Below are 23,549 nucleotides of genomic sequence, written 5' to 3'. Positions count from 1 at the left end.
ACTGCCCGCCAGAAATGGACGGTAGCGGATAAAAAGGGGCGATCCGTACACTGTCGGCCACGGAGCCACACGACGACGGCAGTTCCGAGAGCGGGCGGGCGCCACCAGGACCGAACCATCCTGAGGAGCACTCATGATCACCAAACGAGTCATGTCGTACGCCCTGATCGCCGCCTCGGCCACCGGCCTGTCCTGCGCCGCCGCGCCGCCGGCCGCCGCGTCCCCCCGTCCCCCCGCCGCGCCCGCCGCGTTCACGGTGACCAGCACCGCCTTCACCGAGGGCGGCACCATCCCCAAGGTCCACGAATGCACCAGCGGCGGCAACGACCCCCGCCAGAAGAACGAATCCCCGCCCCTGGCCTGGACCGGCTCCCCCGCCGCCGCGCAGAGCTACGCCCTCATCATGCGCGACCTCGACAACAACAACCTGCTCCACTGGATCATCTACGACATCCCCGCGACCGCGACGTCGCTCCCCCAGAACGTCGAGCACGTCTACCAGCCCCCCGTCCCCAAAGGCTCCCGGCAGATCTACTACCGCGGCAGCGCCAGCCTCTTCGGATACCAGGGCCCCTGCTCCCCCAACAGCGTGAACACCTACGAATTCGTCGTCCACGCGCTCAACAAGGCCACCCTGGACAACCTCGACGCCGACTCCTCCATCCAGACCGCCGCCCGCACCATCACCCAGGCGTCGATCGGCTCCGCACGCATCACCGGCGAATCCTGACACCACCGCCGCCGCCTCCCCGGCCGCCCGCGGCCGGGCGGGGCGGCCCCGCCCTCCACCGGCCCACCAGGGACGATCAGACCGCCGCGGGCTGGCACACCGGACACCAGAACAGGTTCCGCGCGGCCAGCTCCGCCGCCCGGACCGGCGTGCCGCACACCAGGCACGGCTGCCCCGCACGCCGGTACACGTACACCTCACCGCCATGGCCGTCCACCCGCGGCGGACGCCCCATCGCCTCCGGCGTGTGCTCCGGACGGACCGTGTCGATCCGCCCCGCACGGACCCCGTCCGCCATCAGCAGCACCAGATCGTCCCAGATCGCCGCCCACCGCTCCCGCGCCAGACGCCGCCCCGGCAGCCGCGGGTCCACGCCCTGCCGGAAGAGCACCTCCGCCCGGTAGATGTTGCCCGGCCCCGCCACCACCGACTGGTCCATCAGCAGCACCGCGATCGCCGTGCGGCTCCGGGACACACGCCGCCACGCCACATCCGGATCCGCGTCCGCACGCAGCGGATCCGGCCCGAGACGGTCCCGCAGCACCTTCACAACCCCCGGCTCCAGCAGCTCGCACCTGCTCGGCCCCCGCAGATCCGCGAAATGCGCCGCCCCGGCCAGCCGGAGCCGGACCGCACCCGTCGGCTCGGGCGCGGGCAGCGACCCGAACGTGTACGTCCCATAGATCCCCAGATGGACGTGCAGCGTCCGCTCATCGGCCAGCACAAGCAGCAGATGCTTGCCATGCGCGTCGGCCCGGACCAGCACCTGCCCGTCCACGGCCGCGGCCCCCACGGCGAAACGCCCCTGCGGACTCGAAGCACGCACGGCACGGCCGCCGAACATCCGCTGATGCTCGGCGGCCAGACGATGGATGGTGTGTCCCTCGGGCACCTGGCCAGCATAGGCGCGCGAGCACCCGCCACGGGCCGGATCGGTCCCGGATCCTCCCGTCCCGGACCGGTTCAGGGACGGCCCCGCAACGGCGCCCCCGCCTCACGCATGTGCCCGAGCGCCTCACGGTAGGACGCGACCAGCCCGGCCTCGGTGAACGGCAGCCCCACCCGCGCGCAGTGCTCACGCACCAGCGGCTGCACACGGCGCAGGTTGCACCGCGGAATGCCCGGGAACAGATGGTGCTCGATCTGGTAGTTCAGCCCGCCCATGAACCAGTCGGTCACACGCCCGCCGCGCACGTTCCGGGACGTCAGCACCTGGCGCCGCAGATGACCCCACCGCTCCCCCGGCCGGGGCATCGCCATCCCCTTGTGGTTCGGCGCGAACACACTGCCCAGGTGCACACCGAACAACGCCTGATGCAGAGCGATCAGGACCAGCGCCTTCGCCGGGGACACCAGCGTGAACGCCAGGCCCACATACAACGCGGCGTGCAACGCCAGCAGCCCGCCCTCGACCACACGCTCACGCCGAGACCGCCCGCGCAGGAACAGCGCACTCCCCACCTTGAGGTTCAGCCCTTCGAGCGTGAGCAGCGGGAAGAACAGCAGCGCCTGATGACGCGCCACCCACCGCAGCGGACCGCGCCGGCCCGCCGCCTGCTCACGCGTCCAGGCCAGGACGCCCTCGCCCACATCCGGGTCCTTGCCGACATGGTTGGGATTGGCATGGTGACGGTTGTGCTTGTCGGTCCACCAGCCATGCCCCATGCCCAGCAGCAGGTTGCCCAGCAGCAGCCCCAGGACCCGGTTCGCACGGGCGCTCCGGGCGATCTGCCGGTGCCCCGCGTCATGGCCGAGGAACGCGGTCCGCGCCGACACCACCGCCAGCGGCACCCCGAGCAGCACCACCCACCAGGACCCGCCCGCCCACGCGACCGCCGCCCAGAGCGCCGCCGTGGCGGCCAGGTTCAGCCCGATCGCCCTCGCGTAGTAGCCGGTGCGGCGATCCAGCAGCCCGCTCGCGCGGACCTGCCGCGCCAGCGGCGCGAAGTCGCTGCCGGCACCCGCCCTGCCGGGAGAGGCGGGAGGGGCATCGAGGGTCGCGGGCATGAAGGCTCCATTCGTGGGACTCGGCGCCCGTCCGGGCCGCCGGGTCGCCAAGTTACGGAGCGTAGATGCGCCAGGTCGCCACGCTACGGAGCCATCCGCCTTCTCACTCGCAGGTCCCGGTGTGCCCATGACAGATCGCTCCGGCCACCGACGCGGCCGGGACACGTCGTCCCCCGGCACCACCCCGGGCAGGGACGGAGTCAATGCGCATACCGGGACGTATCAGACAATGGGGCACCCTGAGTCAAGGAAGAGTCAGAACAGACCTATAGGGTCATAAGCCATGAACGAATGCACTCGGTGGATCGATCTGGACGGCGCCGCCAACGCCCGCGACCTCGGCGGCCTCCCCACCACCGACGGCGGCTCGACACGCTGGGGCCGCGTGCTGCGCTCGGACAACCTCCAGGACCTCTCGGTCACCGACCTGCGCGTCCTCCTCGATGACTACGCCCTCAAGAACATCATCGACCTGCGCACCGACGCCGAGGTGCGCCTGGAGGGCCCCGGACCGCTGACCCGCGTCCCCGCCGTGACCATCCACCAGCTCTCGCTGTTCGCCGAAGGCGGCCGCCACACCGACGCCGCCGCCGACCTGCCCGCCTCCCCCCGGACGGCACTCCCCTGGCAGGACGACACCGACGACGTCCCCGAGCACGACCGCTCCCTCGGCCACTACCACGGCTACCTCGCCGACCGGGCCGACTCCATCGTCGCCGCCCTGCGGGTGATGACCCGCACCGACGGCGCGGCACTCGTCCACTGCGCCGCCGGCAAGGACCGCACCGGCGTCGTCTGCGCCCTGGCACTGGAGGTCGTCGGCGTCACCCGGGACGCCATCGTCTCCGACTACGCCCTCAGCGGCGAGCGCATGGAACGCATCCTGGGCAGGCTCCGCGCCAGCGGCACCTACGCCGCCGACCTCGACTCCCGCCCCGCCGACACCCACCGCCCCCGCGCCGCGACGATGACGAGGTTCCTCGACTGCGTCGACGAGCGATCCGGCGGCCCCCTCGCCTGGCTGACCGCCCACGGCTGGACCGACGAGGACACCGGCGCCCTCCGCGACCGCCTCCTCGGCTGACTTCACCCATGGTGTAGTCATGCGGCCGAGGGGTAGCGCCGGGATCACCGGCCCGCTACCCGGAAGGCACACCCATGACACCGCGCCCGCCCCACCGGACCACCCTGCGCAACCTGCTCGCCCGTCCCGCCGACGCCCCGCCGACCCGCACCCTCGCGATCCCAGCCGATCGGCCTACCGCGCACGACGGCGCCTGAGCTGCATCGACTGCGCAACCCCGGTAAGGCGAATGGCGGTTCGAGTTCTCATGTGGGTGTTGTTCTTAGTTTTTCAGAGGTTGTGGAGTTGCTAAACGTCCAGCGCCTTTACATTGTAATTTGAGGGTTGAAATGATTGAGGGTCGTGGCGACGCGTAGGTCGTCAGTGCTGGAGGACGGAGCGGACGGCGGCGTGCGCCGCCTTGCGCATCTCGGCGTGCAGGACCGCGTTCGCCTCCCTGTCGGTGCGGGCCTCCACGATCCGCAGCCCCTCCCCCGCGATGGCCTTGGGCAGGTCCGCCGCCGCGTCCAGCCGCCGGTACGGGACACCGTGCGCCGCCGCGACCGCCTCCAGGTCCACGCGGTGCGGGGTCCCGAAGACCCGCTCGAACGGCCCGTGCATCGCCGCCTGCGGCAGCAGCGAGAAGATCCCGCCGCCCCGGTTGTTGACGATCACGATCGCCAGGTCCGGGCGGCGGTCGTGCGGGCCCATGATCAGGCCGTTCTGGTCGTGCAGGAACGCCAGGTCGCCCAGCAGCGCGTACGAGCGGCCGCTGTGCGCCAGCGCCGCGCCGATCGCCGACGACACCAGCCCGTCGATGCCGCTCGCCCCGCGGTTGGCCATGATCCGGATGCCGCGCCGGGGACGCATCACCTGGTCCAGGTCGCGGATCGGCATGCTCGCCGCCGTGAACAGCAGCGACCCGCCCGGCAGCGCCGCCACCAGGTCCCGCGCCAGCCTCGGCTCGCTCACCTCGGTCACCGCGTCCAGCACCGCGTCGACCGCCGCCGCGGCCGCGAGGTCGGCCGTCCGCCAGGACTTCAGCCACACATCGTCACCCGAGACCACCGGGATCTCCACCTCCGGCGCGACCTGCGTCGCCGACCGGACCGGATCGGGCCAGTGCGCCAGGTCCGGCGCCAGCACGATGTGCTCCTCCGCCCGCCGCAACAGCGACAGCAGCGGACGTGACAGCCCCGGCTTCCCCAGCGTCACCACCACTTCCGGGCGGTGCCGCTCCACGAACTCCGGCACGCCCAGCAGGAAATGGTGCGACGACAGCGCGTGGTCGCCGTAGCGGGCGTTGCCGTTCGGCTCGGCGAGCACCGGCCAGCCCGCCATCGACGCCGCCGCCACGTACCGTTTGACGTTGACCGCGCCGTCCCCCACCACCAGGACCCCGCGGCGCGTCGGCGGGACGTGCAGGACCGACCCCGGCGTGGCGGCCCGTACCTTCGTCCACGCCCCCGTCGCGTCACCATCGAGGGGCTCGCACCACGTCTCGTCCCCGTCCGGGATCAGCGGCTCCCGGAACGCCGCGTTCAGGTGCACCGGCCCCGGGACGGGCGCCTGCGCCAGCCCCCACGCCCGGCTGATCAGCGACCGCCAGTACGCCACCATCCCCGGGCGGTTCTCCGGCACGCCGATCTCTGTGCTCCACCGCGCCGCCGTCCCGTACAGCTTCACCTGGTCGACCGTCTGGTTCGCACCGGTGTCACGCAGCTCCGGCGGACGGTCCGCGGTGATCACGATGAGCGGGACACCGGACTCGTGCGCCTCGATCACCGCCGGATGGAAGTTCGCCGCCGCCGTCCCCGACGTGCAGATCAACGTCACCGGACGGCCCGCGCGCTTGGCCATGCCCAGCGCCAGGAACGACGCCGACCTCTCGTCGATCCGCACGTGCAGCCGGACCCGGCCCGCCTCCTCGGCGGTGTGCAGCGCCAGCGCCAGCGGAGCGGAGCGGGACCCCGGCGCCAGCACCACGTCGGTCGTCCCGCAGCGCAGCAGTTCGTCCACCACGACGGCCGACAGCGCGGTCGCCGGGTTCAACGCGCCTCCCCGATCACCGGCGGGCCGTCCATGTGCGCCTGCGCCGCGAGCGCGCGGCGCCGCCACGGCCCGGCGTCCCGCACCTCGAACCGGCGCAGCGCCTCCTCGTCCACGACGGGACGGCGCACCGCGATCTCACCGGCCACCGGCCGCAGCGGATCGTGCACCACGTCGCCCTCCAGCAACGACAGCGTCGCCAGGCCGCACGCGTACCGCAGGTCCGGAAGCGCCGCCGCCAGCGCGACCCCCGCCGCCAGGCCCACCGACGTCTCCACCGCGCTCGACACCACCACGGGCAGCCCGCACGCCTCGGCGACCCGCAGCGCCGCCCGCACCCCGCCCAGCGGCTGCGCCTTCAGCACCGCCACGTCCGCGGCACCGGCGGCGCGGACCCTCAGCGGGTCCTCCGCCCGGCGGATCGACTCGTCCGCCGCGATCGGCACGTCCACACGCCGCCGCACCAGCGCCAGGTCCTCCAGCGTCGCGCACGGCTGCTCGGCGTACTCCAGCCCCCACCGGTCCAGCGACCGGATCATCCGCGCGGCGTGCTCGACGTCCCACCCGCCGTTGGCGTCCACGCGGATCAGGCCGTCGGGTCCCAGCGCGTCACGGACGGCCTCCACCCGCGCCATGTCGTCGGCGTCGTCCTGCCCCCGCTCGGCGACCTTCACCTTCGCGGTGCCGCACCCCGACACCTTCGCCATCTCGAACGCCGTCTCCGGGCCGACCGCCGGGATCGTCGCGTTCACCGGGACGCGGTCGCGGACCGGCGCGGGGAAACCCTCCACCGCGGCCTCGCGGGCCGCGGCCAGCCAGCGCGCGCACTCGGCCGGGCCGTACTCGGCGAACGGCGAGAACTCCCCCCAGCCGGCGGGGCCGCGGAACAGGACGCCCTCCCGCCGCGTCACGCCGCGGAACCGCGTCCGCATCGGGATGGAGTAGACCCGCACCCGCTGACCCCCTGCCGCGCCCTTACCGAACAATAAGTAGTACCCCAGAGAACGTATCGGATGGGCCCAAGTCATGACGCACCGGTTTGTTCCAGCTGCTCAAGCCCAGACTCTCATGCCGGAACGTGTCGCGAGATCCGTACCCGACCGCACGGACCCCGTCCGGCCAGGCTCCCGATGGTTCCCAGCCGAGCCGGTCCGGCCCTGTAAGCCCCTCTGACCTTCACCAGCCGGCGGATAGCCGTACCTCGCGGCACATCCGCCGGGACGGGACGCCCTCTGATGGGTACATTAGTACCCATGGAACGGGTGACCGGGGCGCAACTCGACATCCTTGAGACGCTCCTGAACGCACATTCCCAGCAGGTCCAGCTCCACGGCTGGGAGATCATGAAGATGACCGGCCGCCACGGCCCCACCGTGTACCGCGCACTCGACCGCTTCCTCGACGCAGGCTGGGTCGAACGCGAATGGGAGACCGGCCACCCCGACGGCCGCCCCCGGCGCCGCTACTACTCCCTCTCCCCCACCGGCGCCATCGAAGCCAGGCAGGTGCTGCTGCGACGCCGGCCGAAAGCCCTCAGGCGACAGCACCGGCGAGCACCCGGCGGCACCGCCTTCCCCACCCGGGAGGGCACATGACCGCGACCATGATCGCCATTGTCTGCGGCATCGCCGCCGGGCTGGCCGTCGCCGAGCTCAGCGCCCTCGCCTCCACGACCTCCCGCAAGATCATCATCTGGTCCGCCCGGCAGATCTACGCCCACGACCCCGCCGCCGCCGACGGGTACGCCGAAGAATGGGCCGGCGGCGTCGCAGGCCAGACCAGCAACATCGCCAAACTCGCCACCGCCCTCCGCTTCTCCATCCCCGCACTCACCGCGATCGCACGGCGGGCGATCCGCAGAACCCGGCAGGCACCACGCGGACTCGGCGGAGCCCTGGCCGACCTCTTCAAGCAGCTCCGTGACCTGCGTCGCGAGCTGGCAGAAGCGACCCCGACCGCCGAACACCGCTGGCTGCTCCTGGTGGCGCTCCTCGGGAGCCTGACAGGCGTCGCCCTGGCGCTGACGTTCGCGGGCATGGATGTCTTCACCGACCGCGCATTCCCCAGCTCCGCCACCGTGATAGGCGGAGGCGGCGCCCTTGGCTACTCGACCCTGAGCTTCGTCGTAATAAAGCGACTGCTTCGAGTGGCGAGACCGATCCCCCTGTCCTCGAAGAACCGAGGAGCACAGGCCGGTCGCACGGACGCCGCACCCGGCGAGGACGAACCCAGCACCACCCAGGCGTTCTTTCTCGTCAATCCCCCTGCCAGTTGCTTCTCCACCACCCCGCCGCACGGGACGAAGCGCACGCTCTGATCTCGCTGGATCAGCAGGTCGGAGGCCAGGGGGCGGGGTCGCCCGTAAACCCCGGACCGAACGGCGAAACTGCTAGTAGTGCCACGGGAAAGGCGACCAATCGGGGTCGCGCTTCTCAAGGAAGGAGTCCCGCCCTTCGGCCGCCTCGTCGGTGCCGTAGGCCAGCCTCGTCGCCTCCCCGGCGAACACCTGCTGCCCCACGAGCCCGTCGTCGACGAGGTTGAAGGCGTACTTCAGCATCCGCTGCGCCGTCGGGCTCTTGCCGTTGACCTTCCGCGCCCACTCCAGCGCCGTCGCCTCCAGCTCGGCGTGCGGGACGACCGCGTTCACCATCCCCATCCGGTGCGCGGCCTCGGCGTCGTAGGCATCGCCCAGGAAGAAGATCTCCCGCGCGAACTTCTGCCCGACCTGCCGCGCCAGGTACGCCGACCCGAACCCGCCGTCGAAGCTCGCCACGTCCGCGTCGGTCTGCTTGAACCGGGCGTGCTCCCGGCTGGCCAGGGTCAGGTCGCACACCACGTGCAGGCTGTGCCCGCCGCCCGCCGCCCACCCCGGGACCACGCAGATCACGACCTTGCCCATGAACCGGATCAGCCGCTGCACCTCCAGGATGTGCAGCCGCCCCGCGCGCGCCGGGTCGATCGTGTCGGACGTCTCACCCTCGGCGTACCGGTAGCCGTCCTTCCCGCGGATCCGCTGGTCGCCGCCCGAGCAGAAGGCCCAGCCGCCGTCCCGCGGCGACGGCCCGTTGCCGGTCAGCAGCACGCATCCGATGTCGCTGGACATCCGCGCGTGGTCGAGCGCCCGGTACAGCTCGTCCACGGTGTGCGGGCGGAAGGCGTTGCGCACCTCGGGACGGTCGAACGCCACCCGCACCGTCCCATGGCCGACGGCCCGGTGGTAGGTGATGTCGGTGAAGCCGAAGCCCTCGACCTCCTTCCACGCGTCCGCGTCGAACAGCTCCGAGACCATGTCTTCCTCTCCTGCCGGGTCCGCCGCGCCGGCGCGGCGGTCCGGCCCATTCAACCGCGTCGCCGGGGCCGCCACGGCGACGCCACCTCCGTTTGAACACGTTCAGCGCAGTCGTCTACCCTGGCGGGATCATGGATCGCCGCCTGCACGCCGTCGTCCTCCCGCCGGGCCCCCGCCTGTTCAGGGCGCTCGCGGCGGCCCTCGACGGCACGGGGCCCGCGGTGTGCCCGCTGCCGCCCGGCCTGCCCGCGCCCGCGTTGCGCGACCTCCTCAGCGCCCTGGCCCCCTGCTCCGTCGAGACCGAGGACGGCCTCACCCGCCACGATGGCGGCACGTCCGCGGCCCCCGTGCCCGGCGATGCCGCCGTGCTGATCGCCACGTCCGGCTCCACCGGCGCCCCGAAGTTCGTCGAGCTGACCGCCGCCGCGCTCCGGCACTCCGCCGCCGGCACCCTCGCCCGCATCGGCGCCGCCCCTGGCGACCGGTGGCTGTGCTGCCTGCCCACCAGCCACATCTCCGGCGTCCAGGTCCTCGTCCGCGCCCTCGTCTCCGGCACCGAACCGATCATCCTCCCCCGCTTCGACACCGCCGCCGTCACCGCCGCGGCCGCCCCGGGCGTGCACACCGCGCTGGTCCCCACCCAGCTTCGCCGCCTCCTGGACGCCGGGGCCGACCTGTCGCGCCTCGGCGCCGTCGTCCTCGGCGGCGCCGCCGCCACGCCCGGCCTGCTCGACGAGGCCCGCGCCCGGGGCGGACGCGTCTTCACCAGCTACGGCATGAGCGAGACGTCCGGCGGCTGCGTCTACGACGGCGTCCCCCTGGACGGGATGCGCGCCGCCATCGGCGACGGCGGCCGCATCCGCCTCACCGGTCCGTCCCTGTTCGGCGGCTACCGGCTGCGCCCCGACCTGACCGCAGCCGCCCTGGACGGCGGCTGGTTCCTCACCCAGGACCTCGGCACCGTCGAGGACGGCCGGCTGCGCGTCCGCGGCCGCGTCGACGATGTGATCAACACCGGCGGCGAGAAGGTCGTCGCCGGCGAGGTCGCCACCGCGCTGTCCCGCCATCCCGGCGTCCGCGACGTGGTGGTGGTCGGACGGCCCGACCCCGAATGGGGTGAGCGCGTCACCGCGGTGATCGTCCCCGTCCCGGGCGCCCCCGCCGCACCGGCCCTGCCCGAGCTGCGCGCACTCGTGCGCGAGACCCTGCCCGCGCACGCGGCCCCCGCGAGCTGGAACTGGTCGAGGCCATCCCGCTGCTCGCCTCCGGCAAGCCCGACCGGGCCCGCCTGCGCGTCCCCGCCTCCGGGCGGTAGCCGCGGCGGAGCATCCGGACGCGCATGGCGAGGCGATCACCGGGGCAGGACGTCCACCATGACCAACGGGCACGGCGACCCGCCCGGCGGCGGGCACCGGGAGGAGCGCCGCGCCGGGCACGACGGGCCGGAGCACGAACGGCCGGAGCACGAGAGCGGCCTGACCGTCCTGCTCGCGCTCGCCGCCAACCTCGGGATCGCCATCGCCAAGATCGTCGCGGCGGTGGCCACCGGGTCGGCGTCGATGGCCGCCGAGGCCGCCCACTCCATCGCCGACACCTTCAACGAGGTGCTGCTGATGGTCGGGCTGCGCCGCAGCGGCCGCCCCGCCGACCGGCGCCACCCCCTCGGCTACGGCAAGGAGCGCTACATCTGGACGCTGCTCGTCGCCGTCGCGATCTTCGGGATGGGCGCGCTGTTCGCCTTCTACCAGGGTTTCCAGACGCTCACCGGCCACCGCGGCGGGGAGGCCGACCCGCTGGCCGGGTACTGCGTCCTCGCCGTCTCGTTCGTGCTGGAGGGGATCTCGTGGCGGCAGGCGCTGCGGCAGGTCCGCGGCGCCGCCCGGGACGAGCGGCTCCCCCTCGCCGCCTACATCCGCCGGACCGACGAGCCCACCGCGATCAGCGTCCTGCTGGAGGACTCCGCCGCCCTCATCGGCCTTCTGCTGGCGTTCGCCGGCCTCGGGCTGCACCAGCTCACCGGCGCAGCCGCCTGGGACGGCGTCGGATCGGTCCTCATCGGGGTGCTGCTCACCGCCGTCGCGCTGGTCCTCGGCCGCATCAACCTCAACCTGCTCATCGGCAACCAGGCCGACCCCCGCGTCGTCGCCGACGTCCGCGACCGGCTCGGCGCCGCGCCCGAGGTCGACTGGGTCGTCGACATCGTCACCATGACCGTGGGCGCCGACCGCGTCCTGGTCTGCGCCCGGCTCGACTTCCGCGACGCCCTGACCGCCGGGGACGTCGAGCGCGCCTGCGTCCGGATGGCCCGCGAGCTGCGCGCCGCCCACGAGGAGATCGACGAGGTCTTCCTTGAGCCGGTGCCCCGCGACGACCCCGAGCTGCGTGAACGCGTCATCGCGCGGTACGGCCGGACGCTGCGGCCGCGGGAGCCGGGATCCGGGTGAGGTCTATCACGTTGCCCTGGCCCCGGCTCCGGCCCTTTACGCAGTAAGGTCGGATCGGGGCGGCCTGACGGCATGAAACAGCCCATTCCGGGCACCACGACCGCCTGGACCGGCCTCCCCGAGGCCCTCCGGCAGGACGGCCGGTCCGGCACACCGGGAACAACGACCCGGCCGTGCGACGTTGCGATAAGTGCGTGCGCCACCAGGGACCGAAAATGACGCGCCGCACTCACACCACTGAAGGGAGGGGGGCGTCCTCATGCCGCGAACCGCCGCACAGACCCCGCTCACGGAGCCCGCGAGCCCGGCACTCGACGAGCTCCTCAAGCGTGGCCGCGCCCAGGGGCGCCTCTCGCTCGACGAGGTGCGGGGGGCCTTCGAGGCCGCGGGCATCAGCCCCGCGCAGGGCCGCTCCCTGCTGCGCGAGCTGTCGGAGTCCGGCATCTCCCTCGCCGGCGAGGGCGACGCCGCCGGGCACGCGGCCGCCGCGAACGGCACCACCGCCAACGGCACCGCCGACCACGCCGGGAGCGAGCCCGCCCTGGCCAAGACCGCCCCCAAGAAGCGCTCCACCAGGAAGGCCACCGCGAAGCCCGCGGGCAAGAGCGCCGCGCAGACGGCCGGGAAGACCACCCGCAAGGCCGCCGAGGACGCCACGGACGAGGGCTTCGAGGTCACCGAAGTCGAGGCCGCCGACTCCGCCGCGGACCTGGACGACCAGTCGACCACCATGGGCGACTCCGTCCACACCTACCTCAAGGCGATCGGGCGGCGGCAGCTGCTCACAGCCGAGCAGGAGGTGGACCTCGCCAAGCGCATCGAGGCCGGCCTGTACGCCGAGCACAAGCTGGAGACCGAGCGGCCCGGCCCGCGCGTCCGCGCCGACCTGGAGTGGGTGGCCGCCGACGGCCGCCGCGCCAAGGCCCACATGCTGGAGGCCAACCTCCGCCTCGTCGTGTCGGTCGCCAAGAAGTACTCCGACCGGGGCCTGTCGCTGCTGGACGTCGTCCAGGAGGGCAACCTCGGCCTGATCCGGGCGGTCGAGAAGTTCGACTACTCCAAGGGCTACAAGTTCTCCACCTACGCGATGTGGTGGATCCGGCAGGCCATCCAGCGCGGGTTCGCCGACTCGGCCCGCACGATCCGGCTGCCCGTCCACGTCCTGGAGATGCTGAGCAAGCTCAGCCGCGTCGAGCGCGACATGCACCAGCGCCTCGGCCGCGAGCCCACGCCCGAGGAACTGGCCGTCGAGCTGGACAGGAGCCCCGAGCAGATCCGCGAGCTGCTGCGCACCAGCCGCCAGCCGATCAGCCTGGACTCCACCATCGGCGAGGACGGCGAGACCAGGATCGGCGACCTCATCGAGGACACCGACAGCCCCGAGGCCGCCGAGCTGGTGGACCGCCAGCTCATGGCCGACCAGCTGCGCCGCACCCTGGACATCCTGTCCCCCCGCGAGGCCAAGATCATGGCGATGCGGTTCGGGCTCTACGACGGGACGCCCCGCACCCTCGACGAGATCGGCAGGGCCCTCGGCCTGACCCGGGAGCGGATCCGCCAGCTGGAGAAGGAGTCGCTGTCCAAGCTGCGGCACCCCAGCAACGCCAGTCCCCTCCTGGACTTCGCGGTCTGACCCGCGCCGCCCGGACACCGACGCGAGACGGGGCCCGCCGGATCTCAGCGATCCGGCGGGCCACGTGCCGTACGCGGTCGGTCCTGCGCGGTCGGTCCTGCGCGGTCGGTCCTGCGCGGTCGGCCGCGCCCGGTCAGCGATACCCGGTCAGCAGCCCCGGGCGGCGAACGCCAGGAACTGCGTGGTCTCACGGCTGTCGAAGTTGTCGTCCGACCCGATGACCAGCGTGCACTCCCCCGTCCTCAGGCGCGGCCCCCAGGCCAGCGCCTCCAGGTTCTGCGTCGGCGTGCTGTAGCGGCCGAGGTCGGCGACGAGCCGCTTGGCCGCCGGACGGTACCGGGCACCGTCGGCCAGCCTGTCGCGGGACAGCACGTTCGTGGCGCCCCGGACGTCGAACTCGTACAGCCTGACCTTGTAGTCGACGCCCTCGATCCACGACCGTTCCAGCGCGAGGAAGCGGCCGTCACCGGCGGAGAGGATCTCCGAAACGCCGCTGTCGGCGGCGCCGCCCGCGGGGATCGGCGCCGCCGGGAGCGGGTCGACGGGGTAGGCGTACTGCGCCTGCGGGCGCCCGTCACGGCTCCACAGCGTCAGGCGGGTCACCGAGCCGTGCTCGACGGTCGGCGGCTCGCCGTCCTCGTAGCGCGGGCCCTCCACCATCGCGGCGATGCCGTGCGGGGTGAACGTGAGCCCCTCGAACCCGAAGTTGCGCCGGGGGCCGCGGTCGGCGTCGGTCAGCGAGAGGTTGGCGGGGATCCGGAGCCCGCCCCGGTACCGGCCGTCCCGGTCCGACCAGCGGACGAAGAGGTCCGACACGGGGATGTCCTGGTGGGTCGCGTCCGGGCGGTCGCCCTCGTGCCCCCACAGCAGCCGGCCGCTCCACGCGTCGAAGCGGATCGTCTCCGGATCGGCCGACTCGGGCTTGCCGTACGCCGGATAGGGGCCGCCGCCGGGCCGCTGGAGCGTCGTGACCCCGGTGATCCTGGCATCGGTGAACGCCCCGCTTCCGGGGTCGATGTCCAGCCGGCCGGTGTAGAACCGCGCCGGGTCGTACCGCCACCGGTCGTCGGAGATGAAGTACCAGGTGCCGGTGCGCGGGTCCCGGTCGATGCCCGACAGACCCCCGACGGTGGTGTCCTGGAATTTCATCATGTGCGGCAGCCGCCGCTCGCCGAGGAACCGCGTGATCCGCAGCGGCTGCGGCGCCGCCGCCGGGGCCGCGGCGTCCGCGCGCGGCGCCGCGGCGTCCACGGCCACCGCCGCGGTCGCCGCCGCCAGGACCGCGGTCACCGCCGCCACGCCGCGATTGACCGCCTTAAATCTTTTCGCGTTCAATGTCACCCTTTGCTTAGGACCGAATCCACTCCGTTCGCAAAGGTTATGCGCGGGCACCGCGCGGCGCGGTGCTTTTCTTCGTACAGGCGCGGCGCGGCTCCGGGCGCGCCACGACCCGGCGGGCCTCCGGGGAGGACGGCCCGCCGCAGGGTCGCTCACTCGGCGCGGCGGAACTCCAGGATGGCCACGCCCATCAGCCCCAGCCCCATGAGCAGGACGATCAAGACCTCCAGCCACACCGGGACGACCCAGCCGTTCCAGGTGACGCCCGGGTTGAAGGTCCGCTCCAGCGCCGGCGAGACGTCCAGGTGCGCGAAGACCGCCTGGCGCAGCGGATCCACCGCGTAGGTCAGCGGATTGAAACGGGTGAGGACGGTCAGCCAGGTCGGCAGCCCGCTCAGCGGGTACAGCGCGCCCGACAGGAACATCATCGGCATCATCGCCATCTGCATGAGGCCGAAGAACGACTGCATGCTCTTGATCCGCGCGGCCATCATCACGCCGAACCCGGTGAGCGCGAACGCCCCGATGAACATCAGCCCGACCAGCTCCAGCAGCAGGAGCGGGTCGTAGGGCACCCCGGCGAGGCCCGCCAGCAGGACGATCACCATGCCCTGCAGCGTCGCGACCAGCGCGCCGCCGACGCACTTGCCCACCACGATCGCGCCGCGGGCGACCGGCGCCACGAGCATCTCGCGCAGGAACCCGAACTCGCGGTCCCACACGATCGACCCGGCGGAGAACATCGCGGTGAACATCACCGACATCGCGCAGACGCCGGGGAAGATGAAGGTCTTCAGGTCCACGTCCCCGCTGGGCCCGCCGCCACTGGCCATCAGGTTCGACAGGCCCGTGCCCATGACCAGCAGCCACAGCACCGGCTGGATCAGGCCCGACACCATCCGCAGCTTGTCCCGCCAGAAACGGATCAGCTCCCGGTGCAGGACGATCTTCACCGCGCGCAGGTCGTGCCGGACGCTGCGCTCGGGCACCGTGACCCGCACGACCCCGGCGCTGGGAGCGGTGCTCGTCATCGTCACCTCCTCGCGATGCGCATCATCATGCGCATGTGGTCGCTCGCGCCGGCCTCGGCGTCGCGGATCGTCGTCCCGGTGAAGGACATGAAGACGTCGTCCAGGGACGGCCGCGAGACGCTCACCGACCTGATCGGCACTCCCAGCTCCGCGAACAGCCGCGGCACGAACGCCTCCCCCGAGGCCACCGCGAAGGCGACGGCGCCCTCGGACACCACCGCCTCCAGCCCGAACCCGTCCCGCAGCGCGGTGATCGCGGCCTCGTCGTCGGCGGTCTCGATGCGCACCCGGTCCTTGCCGACGCCCGCCTTCAGCGCCCCGGGGGTGTCCAGCGCCACGATCTCGCCCTTCTCCATGATCGCGATCCGGTCGCAGTACTCGGCCTCGTCCATGTAGTGCGTCGTCATGAAGATCGTGATCTCCTCGGCCTCCTTGAGCTGCCGGATGTACTCCCAGATCGACGACCGGGTCTGCGGGTCCAGGCCGACGGTCGGCTCGTCCAGGAACAGCACGCGCGGCGAGTGCAGGAGGCCGCGCGCGATCTCCAGCCGCCGCTTCATGCCCCCCGAGTAGGTCTGCACCCGGTCACCGCGCCGCTCCCACAGCCCGACCATGGTGAGCACCTGGGCGATGCGGGCGGACGTGGCCGACCGCGGCACCCCGTACAGCTCGGCGTGGAAGCGCAGGTTCTGCTCCCCCGACAGGTAGCCGTCGAGGGTCGGGTCCTGGAACACCAGCCCGATGTTGCGGCGCACGGCGTCGCGCTCGGCCACCACGTCGTGCCCGGCGACCCGCGCGGTGCCGCCCGAGGGACGCAGTAGCGTGCAGAGCATGTTGATCGTGGTGGACTTCCCCGCGCCGTTCGGGCCGAGGAAGCCGAAGGTCTCCCCTGGCCGCACCGCGAACCCGATCCCCCGCACCGCCTCCACGTCGCCGAATCTCTTGATCAGGCCGTCGACCTCGACGGCCGGCCCCGCGCCCGGCATGAAGCCTCCCGCGTGCTCGGCTTTTGGACCATCCAACGGTAGGATTCCCCTATCTCTCAGGTCAAGAGAAATTAGCGATGCCAAGGGAGGGGCCGTGCAGGAGAAGCCGGACCCGCTGCGCGACTCACCGTCCTACCTGCTGTTCGAGCTCCTGAGGCTCGCCCGGCGGACCTCGGCGCGGATCTTCCCCGGAGAGCGCGTGCGCCTCCCCCACCTGATGGTCCTGGGCTGCGTGGCGCGCCTGGGGCCGCTGTCGCAGCGCGAGGTGAGCGAGCACCTGCGGATGGACGCCGGCGACATCGTCGGCCTGGTGGACACGCTGGAGGAGGCCGGCTACGTGGAGCGGCGCCGCGACGCCGAGGACCGGCGCCGCTACGCCCTCGGCGTCACCGAGGCGGGACGGCTGTTCCTCAGCGCGGCCCGCGAGCGCCGCGACCATCTCGACGCCTTGCTGTTCGGCCCCCTCGCACCAGAAGAGCTCGAACAGTTCACGCACCTGATGCTGCGGGTGCTGGCCCACCACGACCCGCGCTTCACCGCCCGGCCGCCCGGCCGTCCCGCGGACCGGGGATCGCACGCCGGACGGTGACCGCGGGCCGTTTCGCGAACGCGCCGCCTTTGTCACCACCGTGTTAAGGGACCCTCACCTCTGAGCCCGATCTTCGCCCGGCGACGTTCGCCCTGGTCAGCGGCCCGCCACCCGTCAGCGCACGGGCCCGTCCCACCCCTTGACGATCTCGTGTCAAGCGTTGTCGCCCCCAGTCATGGCCCTTTCGTCATCGTTCGGGCGGTTACCGAACGGATTCGCGGCACCGCGCCGATCCCGCGGACGGATGCGGTCCCGCGTCCTCGGCGGCCGATCCGGAGGGTGCCCGTCACGCCTACCCTCGGTACATGCCTGACCTTGCGTACTACGCCTCCCTGCCGCGTACCCGCGGCGCCGCGGCGGCCCTGCTCCTAGACGACCTGGGACAGGTCCTCCTGGTCAAGCCCACCTACAAGGAGGGCTGGTTCCTGCCCGGCGGGGTCATCGAGGCCGACGAGTCGCCCCTCGCCGCCTGCGTCCGCGAGTGCGAGGAGGAGCTCGGCCTCGTCCCCCGCCTGGACGGCCTCGTCTGCGTCGACTGGTGCTCCCCGCAGAACGGCGTCGACTCCGTCAACGTCTTCGTCTTCGGCGGTACCATCACCGCCGCCGAGGCCGGGGCGATCCGGCTGCCGCCCGAGGAGCTCTCCGACCACGTCCTGGTGACGCCGGAGAAGATCTCCGAGCTGGCGCCGCCGCACATCGCCCGCCGGATGCCCCACAGCCTGCGGGCCATGGCCGAGCGGCGCGCCGTCTACCTGGAGAACGGCCGCGAGCAGCCCTTCGGCGCCGTCCCCTGAAGACCCCGCCCGCCGCGCCCGGCTCACACGGGCGCGGCGTCGTTGATGTGCCGGGCGCGCTCGGGGTCGGCCGCGCGGGCGCAGTGGGCCGAGCAGTACCAGTGCCGGTCCACCTCGACACCGTGCCCGAGGACACGGCACTCGCAGTGCTCGCAGATGGGCGCCATCCGGGTGATCGCGCACTCGAACGAGTCGAACGTGTGCACGCCGCCCTGGGCGTGCACCTCGAAGGACAGCGCGTAGTCGTTACCGCAGACCTCGCAGATCGCCATCGGGTCTCCCTCCTCTCCGCCCGCCGCACCGCGCTCCCTGTCTACCCAGGTCGCGCCGCCGCTATCCCGGCGTCCGGCGTCCCGCCGCCCCGGCGGCGCTCACCCGCAGCGCCCGGCCCCGGCCCCGCCCGGCGACCCCGGCGGACGACGGCCGCCGCGCCTCCCGCCCCGCCGCCGCCCGGCCCCCTCGTCGGGCTCCGGCCAGCGCGGTGACCGTCCCGAGGAGCGCAGCACCGCCTCCCATGCGTCCCCCGCCGCCAGCGGCAGGTGCGGCACGCCCCAGTGCCACGCCGACACCAACAGGTCGGGGTCGCGCGGCCGGTAGTCGGCGCCGCACGCCCGGGCCATGTCCCACGCGTGCAGATGCCACTCCACGCACGCCGCGCCCGCGTGGTCGCCGACCGTGTACTTGGTCCCCCGGTAGATCAGATGCGTCCGGTCCCACATGTCCGGCATCAGGTCGGCGTACGCGCCCGCCGACACCCCGAACGCCATGATCCGCTCAGGCCCGGGCTCGGCCGGCAGCACCGCCAGCTCCGCCGCGTTCTGCCTGGCCTGCTGCCTGATCAGCACCGCGGACGCCGCGTCCTGCGCGAACAGCTTCGCGAGCCGGCTGTCGGGCGCGTCCTGCAGGTACTCCAGGAAGTTCTCCGCGACGCACCGCAGGTGTCCGGCCAGGTCGAGCAGCTGCCAGTCGGCGCACGGCGTCGGCACGTCCCAGTCGCCGATCCCGTCCGAAAGCGCGCGGATCGCCTGCACCCCGTCCTGATAGGACTCGAGGACGCGATGCCGGTCCGGCGGCGTGCGCTCCACGTGTCTTCCCCCCGCGTCCAGAGCACCCCTGCGCGTGCCCTCCCCGCCGGGACTCCCCCGCCGCCGCGGTCCCCCGCGGCGTTGCGATGCGAGGAGCCCCCGGCGTTCCCCGAGAGGGCAGACTCTCAGAGTTCGGTGGCCGGTGCCACTCGGTGAACCTGTGTCGTCCCACGTCGGGGACTTCCCGCCCGCCTCCCCAGGCGGACGGGACGACCCGGCCGCGCGCGGCGGCCCGGCCCGCTCAGAGCACGGTGGCCGGCCGCGTCCGGAAGGCCAGCCGGTGCGCCTCGCGGGCGGTGCGCAGCCGGTCGACCTCCTCGGTCCACGGGTGGACGGACGGACGCGCCTTGGCCTTGCGGTAGGCGATCTCCGCCGCCCGGCGCGTCTTGGCGTCCTGCGTGTCGGTCGAGTACGCCTTGGGGCCCATCGCGGCGCGCTCGGCCGCCTCCGCCGCCGTGAGCGCGCCGGTCAGCGCCTCGTCGAACGCGACCGTCAGCGCCCGCAGCGCGGCCTCCGGCGTGTCCGCGCCCTGCGCGTCCCGCAGCGCCCGCTCCGCCTCGGTGGCCGCCGCCAGCAGCCGGGGATAGTCGTCGGCCAGCCGCCGGTCGGCCTCGTACGACTCCGCGACGTCCTTGCTCACCCGGCGGCCCAGCGGCATGGTGGTCTCTCCTCTAGCTCACGATCGTCAGGCTGCGATCGTCGTGTCCGATCCAGGCAAGCGTACGCGGGCCGTCCGGTGTGTCGTGACGGGGCACACCCGGCCCCGGCCCTTTACGTAGTAAGGTTCAGACCCATGGTCAGGCAACCAGCCATCAACGCCCAGAACCGCGCCCCGCTGTCGACCGAGCGGATCATCGAGACCGCGCTGCAGATCGTCGACGGCCAGGGCCTGTCCCGCCTCACCATGCGCCGCCTCGGCGACGCGCTGGAGGTCGAGGCGATGGCGATCTACCACCATCTCCCCCGCGGCAAGGAGCAGCTCCTCGATGGCCTCGTCGCGCACGTCGCCGCCGCGCCCGCGGCCGTGCCCGCCGGAGCCGCGGACGGCGGCTGGCGCGGGGCCCTGCGCTCGTGGGCGCGCGACTACCGTGCCCGCCTGCTCGCCCACGCCGGCGTCCTCCCCCTCGTCGTCACCCGCCGCAACCCCACCGCGCTGACGGAGACCGTGGTGTCCCTGCGCGAGATCATGCGGCGCGGCGCCGTCACCGAGGACGCCGCGGCCACCGCCGCGCACACCCTCGTCGGCTACGTCATCGGCCACTGCGCGCTGGAGGTCCGCGGCACCGGCGAGGACGGCGCCGACCGCGTGGTCGACTGGGACGCCCGCTTCGACGCCGGCCTCGACCTCGTCCTCACCGCCGCGGGCTGAGCATCGACGACACCCGCTCGGCCGGAGCAGGTGACCTCACGCGGGCGGGCCGGAACCGTCACGCGGGCGCGCTACCAGCCCGTCGGGATGACGCCGGAGGCGAGTCGCGACGGGCTGATCGCGAAGCGATGTCGCGCCCGCCCAAGCGCGGTCAAGGGGGTGAGCCGCCAGGCGAGCCCCCTTGGGCCGGGATTGCATGAGTTCAGTCCTCCACGACCAGGACTTCGAGGTGGCATGGGCCGTGGACGCCTTCGACCCGGGTCATCTCGATGTCGTGGGTGGCCGAGGGTCCGCTGATCCAGGTGAGCGGGCGGGACGGGTCGAGCCGGCCGACGGCCTCCGGGACCGTTCCGACGATCTGGTCGGCCTGCACGACGCACAGGTGGTAGCCCGGGACGAGGGTCAGGGCGCGCCGTCCCTGGGCGCGGCCGCCGTCGAGGACGACGGTCCCGGTCTGCGCGACGGCGACCGCGCAGCCGGTGACGGCGCCGTCCACGGCCGCCAGGGTCCCCATGTCGACGGCGGGGGTGTCGGCGAGGGCGCGCACGCCGTCCAGTTCGGCGAGCCAGCCGAACGGCAGGTCCGCCGGGACGACGATCTGCTTGGCCTCGCGGCCCCACAGCGCCGCCGCGACGGCGGTGGCCAGCTCGTCGGCGCTGACGTGCCGGACCGCGGCGCGCTGGTCGGCGACCCGCTCGGTGAACAGGGCGAGGACGTCCGCGCGGGTCTCGGCCTCGGAGCCGGTCAGCCGCCGGGCGTAGTCGCGCGGCACCGGCGGGCGGGCGGCGCGCGGGCCGCCGACGGCCTCGCGGACGCGCCGCAGGATCTCCTCCCGCGGGCCCGCGGCCGCCTCCCCCGGGGCGCTCACGCGTTCCTCCGCCGCCACCAGCCGCGGAAGCTCTCCGACGGCGGGAGGGGCAGGTCGCGCGCCTCGGTCCACGTGCCGAGCAGGCCCGGCAGCCGCCGGATCCGCCCGCCGCGCGACATCAGCCGGACCCAGCGGGTGCCGCGCCGCAGGGCCGTCTCGTAGCGGCGGGGGTCGCCCATCGTCCAGGCGAGCCCGCGCATCATGAGCAGCTCCGGCGTGGGGACGGGACGGCGGCGGCGGGACTCGACGACCTTCCCGCGCAGGTGCACCAGGACGCCCGGGATGTCGATCTTCACGGGGCAGACGTCCGCGCAGGCGCCGCAGAGGGTGGAGGCGTACGGCAGGGACGCGTCGGCGGCGCTCTCCACGCCGCGCATCTGCGGGGTGAGGATCGCGCCGATCGGGCCCGGGTAGACCGGGCCGTACGCGCGGCCGCCCGTCCGCTCGTAGACGGGGCAGACGTTCAGGCAGGCCGAGCAGCGGACGCAGCGCAGCGCCGCCCGGCCGATCTCGTCGGCGAGGGCCTGGGTGCGCCCGTTGTCGAGCAGGACGAGGTGGAACTCCGCGGGCCCGTCGCCCGGGGTCACGCCCGTCCAGGACGAGACGTACGGGGTCATCCGGTCGCCGGAGGAGGAACGCGGAAGGAGCTGGAGGAACACCTCCAGGTCCGCCCAGGTGGGGACGACCTTCTCGATCCCGGCGACGGTGATCAGCGTGTCGGGGAGGGTGAGGCACATCCGGCCGTTGCCCTCGGACTCCAGCACCACCACCGTGCCCGTCTCGGCGACCAGGAAGTTCGCGCCGGTGATCGCGACGCGGGCGCTGAGGAACCGGCCGCGCAGGTGCGCGCGGGCCGCGGCGGCGAGCGCCTCCGGGTCGTCGGGCAGGTCGGGCGGCGCGCCCGGCATCTTCCGCAGGAACAGCTCGCGGATCTCCGCCCGGTCGCGGTGCGCGGCCGGGGACAGCAGGTGGGACGGCTCGTCCTCGCCGAGCTGGACGACGAGGTCGGCGAGCGCGGTCTCGCGGAGGGTGATGCCCGCCCGCGCGAGCGCGTCGCCCGCGCCGATCTCGCGGACGGCCAGCGACCCGGCCTTCAGCACCTCCGCCGCGCCGGTGGCCCGCACCAGCGCGGTGACGATCCGGCGGGCCTCGGCGGCGTCCGGCGCCCAGTGGACGGTGCCGCCCGCGGCGGTGACCGCGCGCTCCAGCCCTTCCAGGTGGGTGTCGAGGCCGAGCAGCGTCTCGTCCCTGATCGCCCGGCCGGCCTCGCGCAGCGCCTCCCAGTCGGCGGGCTCGGCGGTGGCCGCGGCGGCGCGGCCCCGGGCGACGGCGGTCGCGCCGCGCAGGTTGCGGCGCTGCCGGGTGTCGGTGAGCGCGGCGCGTGCCGCGGCGGCGAACTTCGGACGGGGCGGCGGGCCGGGCCCGCGCGCCCCGGCGGTGCCGCGCCCGTCCGTCCCGGCGGTGCCATCGCCGCCCGTCCCGGCGGAGGAGGGCGTCCTCCCCGGGGACGAGGGCGTCACGACGGCCCCGTCTCGGCGAGGATCTCGGCCAGGTGCACGGCCCGGACGCCGCCGCGCAGCCGGGACAGCGCGCCGCCGATGTGGGCCAGGCACGAGTTGTCGGCCGCGCACACCACGTCGGCGCCGGTGTCGCGGATGTGCCGGACCTTGTCGGCCACCATCGCGACCGACACGTCGGCGTTCTTCATGGCGAACGCGCCGCCGAAACCGCAGCACTCCTCCGCCGCCGGGAGTTCCACCAGGTCGAGGCCCCTCACCGCGCGCAGCAGCCGCAGCGGGCGGTCGGCGACGCCGAGCGTCCGCGCGGACTGGCAGGTGGGGTGGTAGGTGACGCGGTGCGGGAAGTAGGCGCCGACGTCGGCGGCGCCGAGGACGTCCACCAGGAACTCCGTCAGCTCGTAGACGGCGAGCCCCTCCGCGGCGCGGGCGAGCGCCGGGTCCCGGGCGGTCCGCGCGATCCGCGGGTAGGCGCCGCGGACGGTGGCGGCGCACGAGGCGGACGGGGTCACCACGACCTCGCAGCCCTCGAACGCGCCCGTGAACGCGCGGGCGAGCGCGGCGGCCTCACGGTGGTAGCCGGTCGTCCAGTGGACCTGCCCGCAGCACGTCTGCCCGGGCGGGTAGGCGACCTCGTGGCCGAGCCGTTCCAGCAGGACCGTGACGGCCTTGCCGGTCGCGGGGAACATCGCGTCGTCGAAGCACGCGACGAACAGCGCCACGCGCATAAAGGCCCCACCCCCAAGACGCCCTTGCG

At 73.5% G+C, this 23,549-nt stretch carries 24 protein-coding genes and 1 pseudogene; 11 read left to right on the top strand and 14 right to left on the bottom strand.

Features of this window, described 5'->3' with window-relative positions; genetic code table 11:
* The first annotated feature begins 133 nt into the window (after nucleotides 1–133).
* Nucleotides 134–730: a YbhB/YbcL family Raf kinase inhibitor-like protein gene (locus AGRA3207_RS00660; RefSeq protein ID WP_231332586.1), complete on the top strand. Its 597-nt coding sequence runs from the start codon at nucleotides 134–136 to the stop codon at nucleotides 728–730.
* 76 nt (nucleotides 731–806) lie between these two features.
* On the opposite strand, the gene AGRA3207_RS00655 is transcribed toward AGRA3207_RS00660, so the two are convergent.
* Nucleotides 807–1,622: an Fpg/Nei family DNA glycosylase gene (locus AGRA3207_RS00655; protein ID WP_231332585.1), complete on the bottom strand. Its 816-nt coding sequence runs from the start codon at nucleotides 1,620–1,622 to the stop codon at nucleotides 807–809.
* Nucleotides 1,623–1,693: 71 nt separating this feature from the next.
* Nucleotides 1,694–2,737 (bottom strand): fatty acid desaturase family protein, encoded by a 1,044-nt coding sequence (locus AGRA3207_RS00650; RefSeq protein ID WP_231332584.1) that lies wholly within the window; start codon nucleotides 2,735–2,737, stop codon nucleotides 1,694–1,696.
* Nucleotides 2,738–3,020: 283 nt separating this feature from the next.
* Between AGRA3207_RS00650 and AGRA3207_RS00645 the strand changes: the two genes are divergently transcribed.
* A complete protein-coding gene (locus AGRA3207_RS00645) occupies nucleotides 3,021–3,821 on the top strand; it encodes a tyrosine-protein phosphatase (RefSeq protein WP_231332583.1) in 801 nt (266 codons plus the stop codon).
* A 74-nt stretch (nucleotides 3,822–3,895) separates the two neighbouring features.
* Nucleotides 3,896–4,018 carry a hypothetical protein gene (locus tag AGRA3207_RS39680; RefSeq protein WP_273699985.1) on the top strand — a complete coding sequence of 41 codons (123 nt, stop codon included), beginning with the start codon at nucleotides 3,896–3,898 and terminating at the stop codon, nucleotides 4,016–4,018.
* Nucleotides 4,019–4,181: 163 nt separating this feature from the next.
* Here AGRA3207_RS39680 and menD read toward each other — a convergent pair whose 3' ends face one another.
* Both menD and AGRA3207_RS00635 read right to left on the bottom strand, forming a co-directional pair.
* Entirely contained in the window at nucleotides 4,182–5,852 is a 1,671-nt protein-coding gene (gene menD, locus AGRA3207_RS00640; protein WP_231332582.1) for a 2-succinyl-5-enolpyruvyl-6-hydroxy-3-cyclohexene-1-carboxylic-acid synthase, read from the bottom strand.
* Complete coding sequence (locus AGRA3207_RS00635; RefSeq protein WP_273699984.1) at nucleotides 5,849–6,802, bottom strand: o-succinylbenzoate synthase; 954 nt, start codon at nucleotides 6,800–6,802, stop codon at nucleotides 5,849–5,851. Before AGRA3207_RS00635 ends, menD begins: the two co-directional genes overlap by 4 nt.
* Before the next feature lie 300 nt (nucleotides 6,803–7,102).
* Here AGRA3207_RS00635 and AGRA3207_RS00630 point away from each other — a divergent pair, with 300 nt between their 5' ends.
* Together AGRA3207_RS00630 and AGRA3207_RS00625 are read left to right on the top strand one after the other, a co-directional pair.
* Nucleotides 7,103–7,444, top strand: a complete 342-nt coding sequence (locus AGRA3207_RS00630) for a PadR family transcriptional regulator (protein ID WP_231332581.1) — start codon at nucleotides 7,103–7,105, stop codon at nucleotides 7,442–7,444.
* Nucleotides 7,441–8,166, top strand: coding sequence for a hypothetical protein (locus AGRA3207_RS00625; RefSeq protein ID WP_231332580.1), 726 nt, complete (start codon nucleotides 7,441–7,443; stop codon nucleotides 8,164–8,166). The genes AGRA3207_RS00630 and AGRA3207_RS00625 overlap by 4 nt, the downstream gene beginning before the upstream one ends.
* A 72-nt stretch (nucleotides 8,167–8,238) precedes the next feature.
* Here the strand turns inward: AGRA3207_RS00625 and AGRA3207_RS00620 are convergent, their stop codons facing one another.
* On the bottom strand, nucleotides 8,239–9,138 hold the full coding sequence (locus AGRA3207_RS00620) for a 1,4-dihydroxy-2-naphthoyl-CoA synthase (RefSeq protein ID WP_231332579.1): 900 nt from the start codon (nucleotides 9,136–9,138) through the stop codon (nucleotides 8,239–8,241).
* Between the two features lie 131 nt (nucleotides 9,139–9,269).
* Between AGRA3207_RS00620 and AGRA3207_RS00615 the strand changes: the two are divergent.
* From AGRA3207_RS00615 to AGRA3207_RS00605, 3 genes and pseudogenes are all read left to right on the top strand, one after another.
* Nucleotides 9,270–10,453 (top strand): annotated as a pseudogene (locus AGRA3207_RS00615) (AMP-binding protein).
* A gap of 58 nt (nucleotides 10,454–10,511) precedes the next feature.
* Nucleotides 10,512–11,582, top strand: a complete 1,071-nt coding sequence (locus AGRA3207_RS00610; RefSeq protein WP_231332578.1) for a cation diffusion facilitator family transporter — start codon at nucleotides 10,512–10,514, stop codon at nucleotides 11,580–11,582.
* A 259-nt stretch (nucleotides 11,583–11,841) separates the two neighbouring features.
* Nucleotides 11,842–13,215, top strand: a complete 1,374-nt coding sequence (locus AGRA3207_RS00605; protein WP_231332577.1) for an RNA polymerase sigma factor — start codon at nucleotides 11,842–11,844, stop codon at nucleotides 13,213–13,215.
* A 147-nt stretch (nucleotides 13,216–13,362) separates the two neighbouring features.
* Here AGRA3207_RS00605 and AGRA3207_RS00600 read toward each other — a convergent pair whose 3' ends face one another.
* The 3 genes from AGRA3207_RS00600 to AGRA3207_RS00590 all read right to left on the bottom strand — a co-directional run bounded on the left by AGRA3207_RS00600 (nucleotide 13,363) and on the right by AGRA3207_RS00590 (nucleotide 16,570).
* The gene (locus AGRA3207_RS00600; protein WP_231332576.1) at nucleotides 13,363–14,514 is read right to left on the bottom strand and encodes an esterase-like activity of phytase family protein; all 1,152 of its coding nucleotides are present in this window, start codon (nucleotides 14,512–14,514) and stop codon (nucleotides 13,363–13,365) included.
* Between the two features lie 191 nt (nucleotides 14,515–14,705).
* Nucleotides 14,706–15,584 (bottom strand): ABC transporter permease, encoded by an 879-nt coding sequence (locus AGRA3207_RS00595; RefSeq protein ID WP_231332575.1) that lies wholly within the window; start codon nucleotides 15,582–15,584, stop codon nucleotides 14,706–14,708.
* 2 nt (nucleotides 15,585–15,586) lie between these two features.
* Nucleotides 15,587–16,570: an ATP-binding cassette domain-containing protein gene (locus tag AGRA3207_RS00590; RefSeq protein ID WP_231332574.1), complete on the bottom strand. Its 984-nt coding sequence runs from the start codon at nucleotides 16,568–16,570 to the stop codon at nucleotides 15,587–15,589.
* Between the two features lie 94 nt (nucleotides 16,571–16,664).
* Between AGRA3207_RS00590 and AGRA3207_RS00585 the strand changes: the two genes are divergently transcribed.
* A complete protein-coding gene (locus AGRA3207_RS00585) occupies nucleotides 16,665–17,159 on the top strand; it encodes a MarR family winged helix-turn-helix transcriptional regulator (RefSeq protein WP_231332573.1) in 495 nt (164 codons plus the stop codon).
* 305 nt (nucleotides 17,160–17,464) lie between these two features.
* Nucleotides 17,465–17,953, top strand: coding sequence for an NUDIX domain-containing protein (locus AGRA3207_RS00580; protein WP_231332572.1), 489 nt, complete (start codon nucleotides 17,465–17,467; stop codon nucleotides 17,951–17,953).
* 23 nt (nucleotides 17,954–17,976) lie between these two features.
* On the opposite strand, the gene AGRA3207_RS00575 is transcribed toward AGRA3207_RS00580, so the two are convergent.
* The 3 genes from AGRA3207_RS00575 to AGRA3207_RS00565 form a co-directional block, all read right to left on the bottom strand.
* Complete coding sequence (locus tag AGRA3207_RS00575; protein ID WP_231332571.1) at nucleotides 17,977–18,225, bottom strand: hypothetical protein; 249 nt, start codon at nucleotides 18,223–18,225, stop codon at nucleotides 17,977–17,979.
* Between the two features lie 99 nt (nucleotides 18,226–18,324).
* A complete protein-coding gene (locus AGRA3207_RS00570; RefSeq protein ID WP_231332570.1) occupies nucleotides 18,325–19,038 on the bottom strand; it encodes a maleylpyruvate isomerase N-terminal domain-containing protein in 714 nt (237 codons plus the stop codon).
* 241 nt (nucleotides 19,039–19,279) lie between these two features.
* The gene (locus tag AGRA3207_RS00565; protein WP_231332569.1) at nucleotides 19,280–19,696 is read right to left on the bottom strand and encodes a plectin; all 417 of its coding nucleotides are present in this window, start codon (nucleotides 19,694–19,696) and stop codon (nucleotides 19,280–19,282) included.
* A 135-nt stretch (nucleotides 19,697–19,831) separates the two neighbouring features.
* Between AGRA3207_RS00565 and AGRA3207_RS00560 the strand changes: the two genes are divergently transcribed.
* Nucleotides 19,832–20,407 carry a TetR/AcrR family transcriptional regulator C-terminal domain-containing protein gene (locus AGRA3207_RS00560; RefSeq protein WP_231332568.1) on the top strand — a complete coding sequence of 192 codons (576 nt, stop codon included), beginning with the start codon at nucleotides 19,832–19,834 and terminating at the stop codon, nucleotides 20,405–20,407.
* Nucleotides 20,408–20,609: 202 nt separating this feature from the next.
* Here AGRA3207_RS00560 and AGRA3207_RS00555 read toward each other — a convergent pair whose 3' ends face one another.
* From AGRA3207_RS00555 to AGRA3207_RS00545, 3 genes are read right to left on the bottom strand one after another with little or no spacing between them, the layout of a single operon-like run.
* The gene (locus AGRA3207_RS00555) at nucleotides 20,610–21,275 is read right to left on the bottom strand and encodes a LutC/YkgG family protein (RefSeq protein WP_231332567.1); all 666 of its coding nucleotides are present in this window, start codon (nucleotides 21,273–21,275) and stop codon (nucleotides 20,610–20,612) included.
* Nucleotides 21,272–22,795 carry a lactate utilization protein B gene (locus tag AGRA3207_RS00550; RefSeq protein WP_420830848.1) on the bottom strand — a complete coding sequence of 508 codons (1,524 nt, stop codon included), beginning with the start codon at nucleotides 22,793–22,795 and terminating at the stop codon, nucleotides 21,272–21,274. Before AGRA3207_RS00550 ends, AGRA3207_RS00555 begins: the two co-directional genes overlap by 4 nt.
* On the bottom strand, nucleotides 22,792–23,520 hold the full coding sequence (locus tag AGRA3207_RS00545; RefSeq protein ID WP_231332566.1) for a (Fe-S)-binding protein: 729 nt from the start codon (nucleotides 23,518–23,520) through the stop codon (nucleotides 22,792–22,794). The genes AGRA3207_RS00550 and AGRA3207_RS00545 overlap by 4 nt, the downstream gene beginning before the upstream one ends.
* Between the last annotated feature and the right edge of the window lie 29 nt (nucleotides 23,521–23,549).

The organism is Actinomadura graeca (genome assembly GCF_019175365.1).
Lineage (GTDB): Bacteria > Actinomycetota > Actinomycetes > Streptosporangiales > Streptosporangiaceae > Spirillospora > Spirillospora graeca.
The sequence above is the reverse complement of the archived record's forward strand: the minus strand, read 5'-3'. Positions and strand labels throughout refer to the sequence as shown.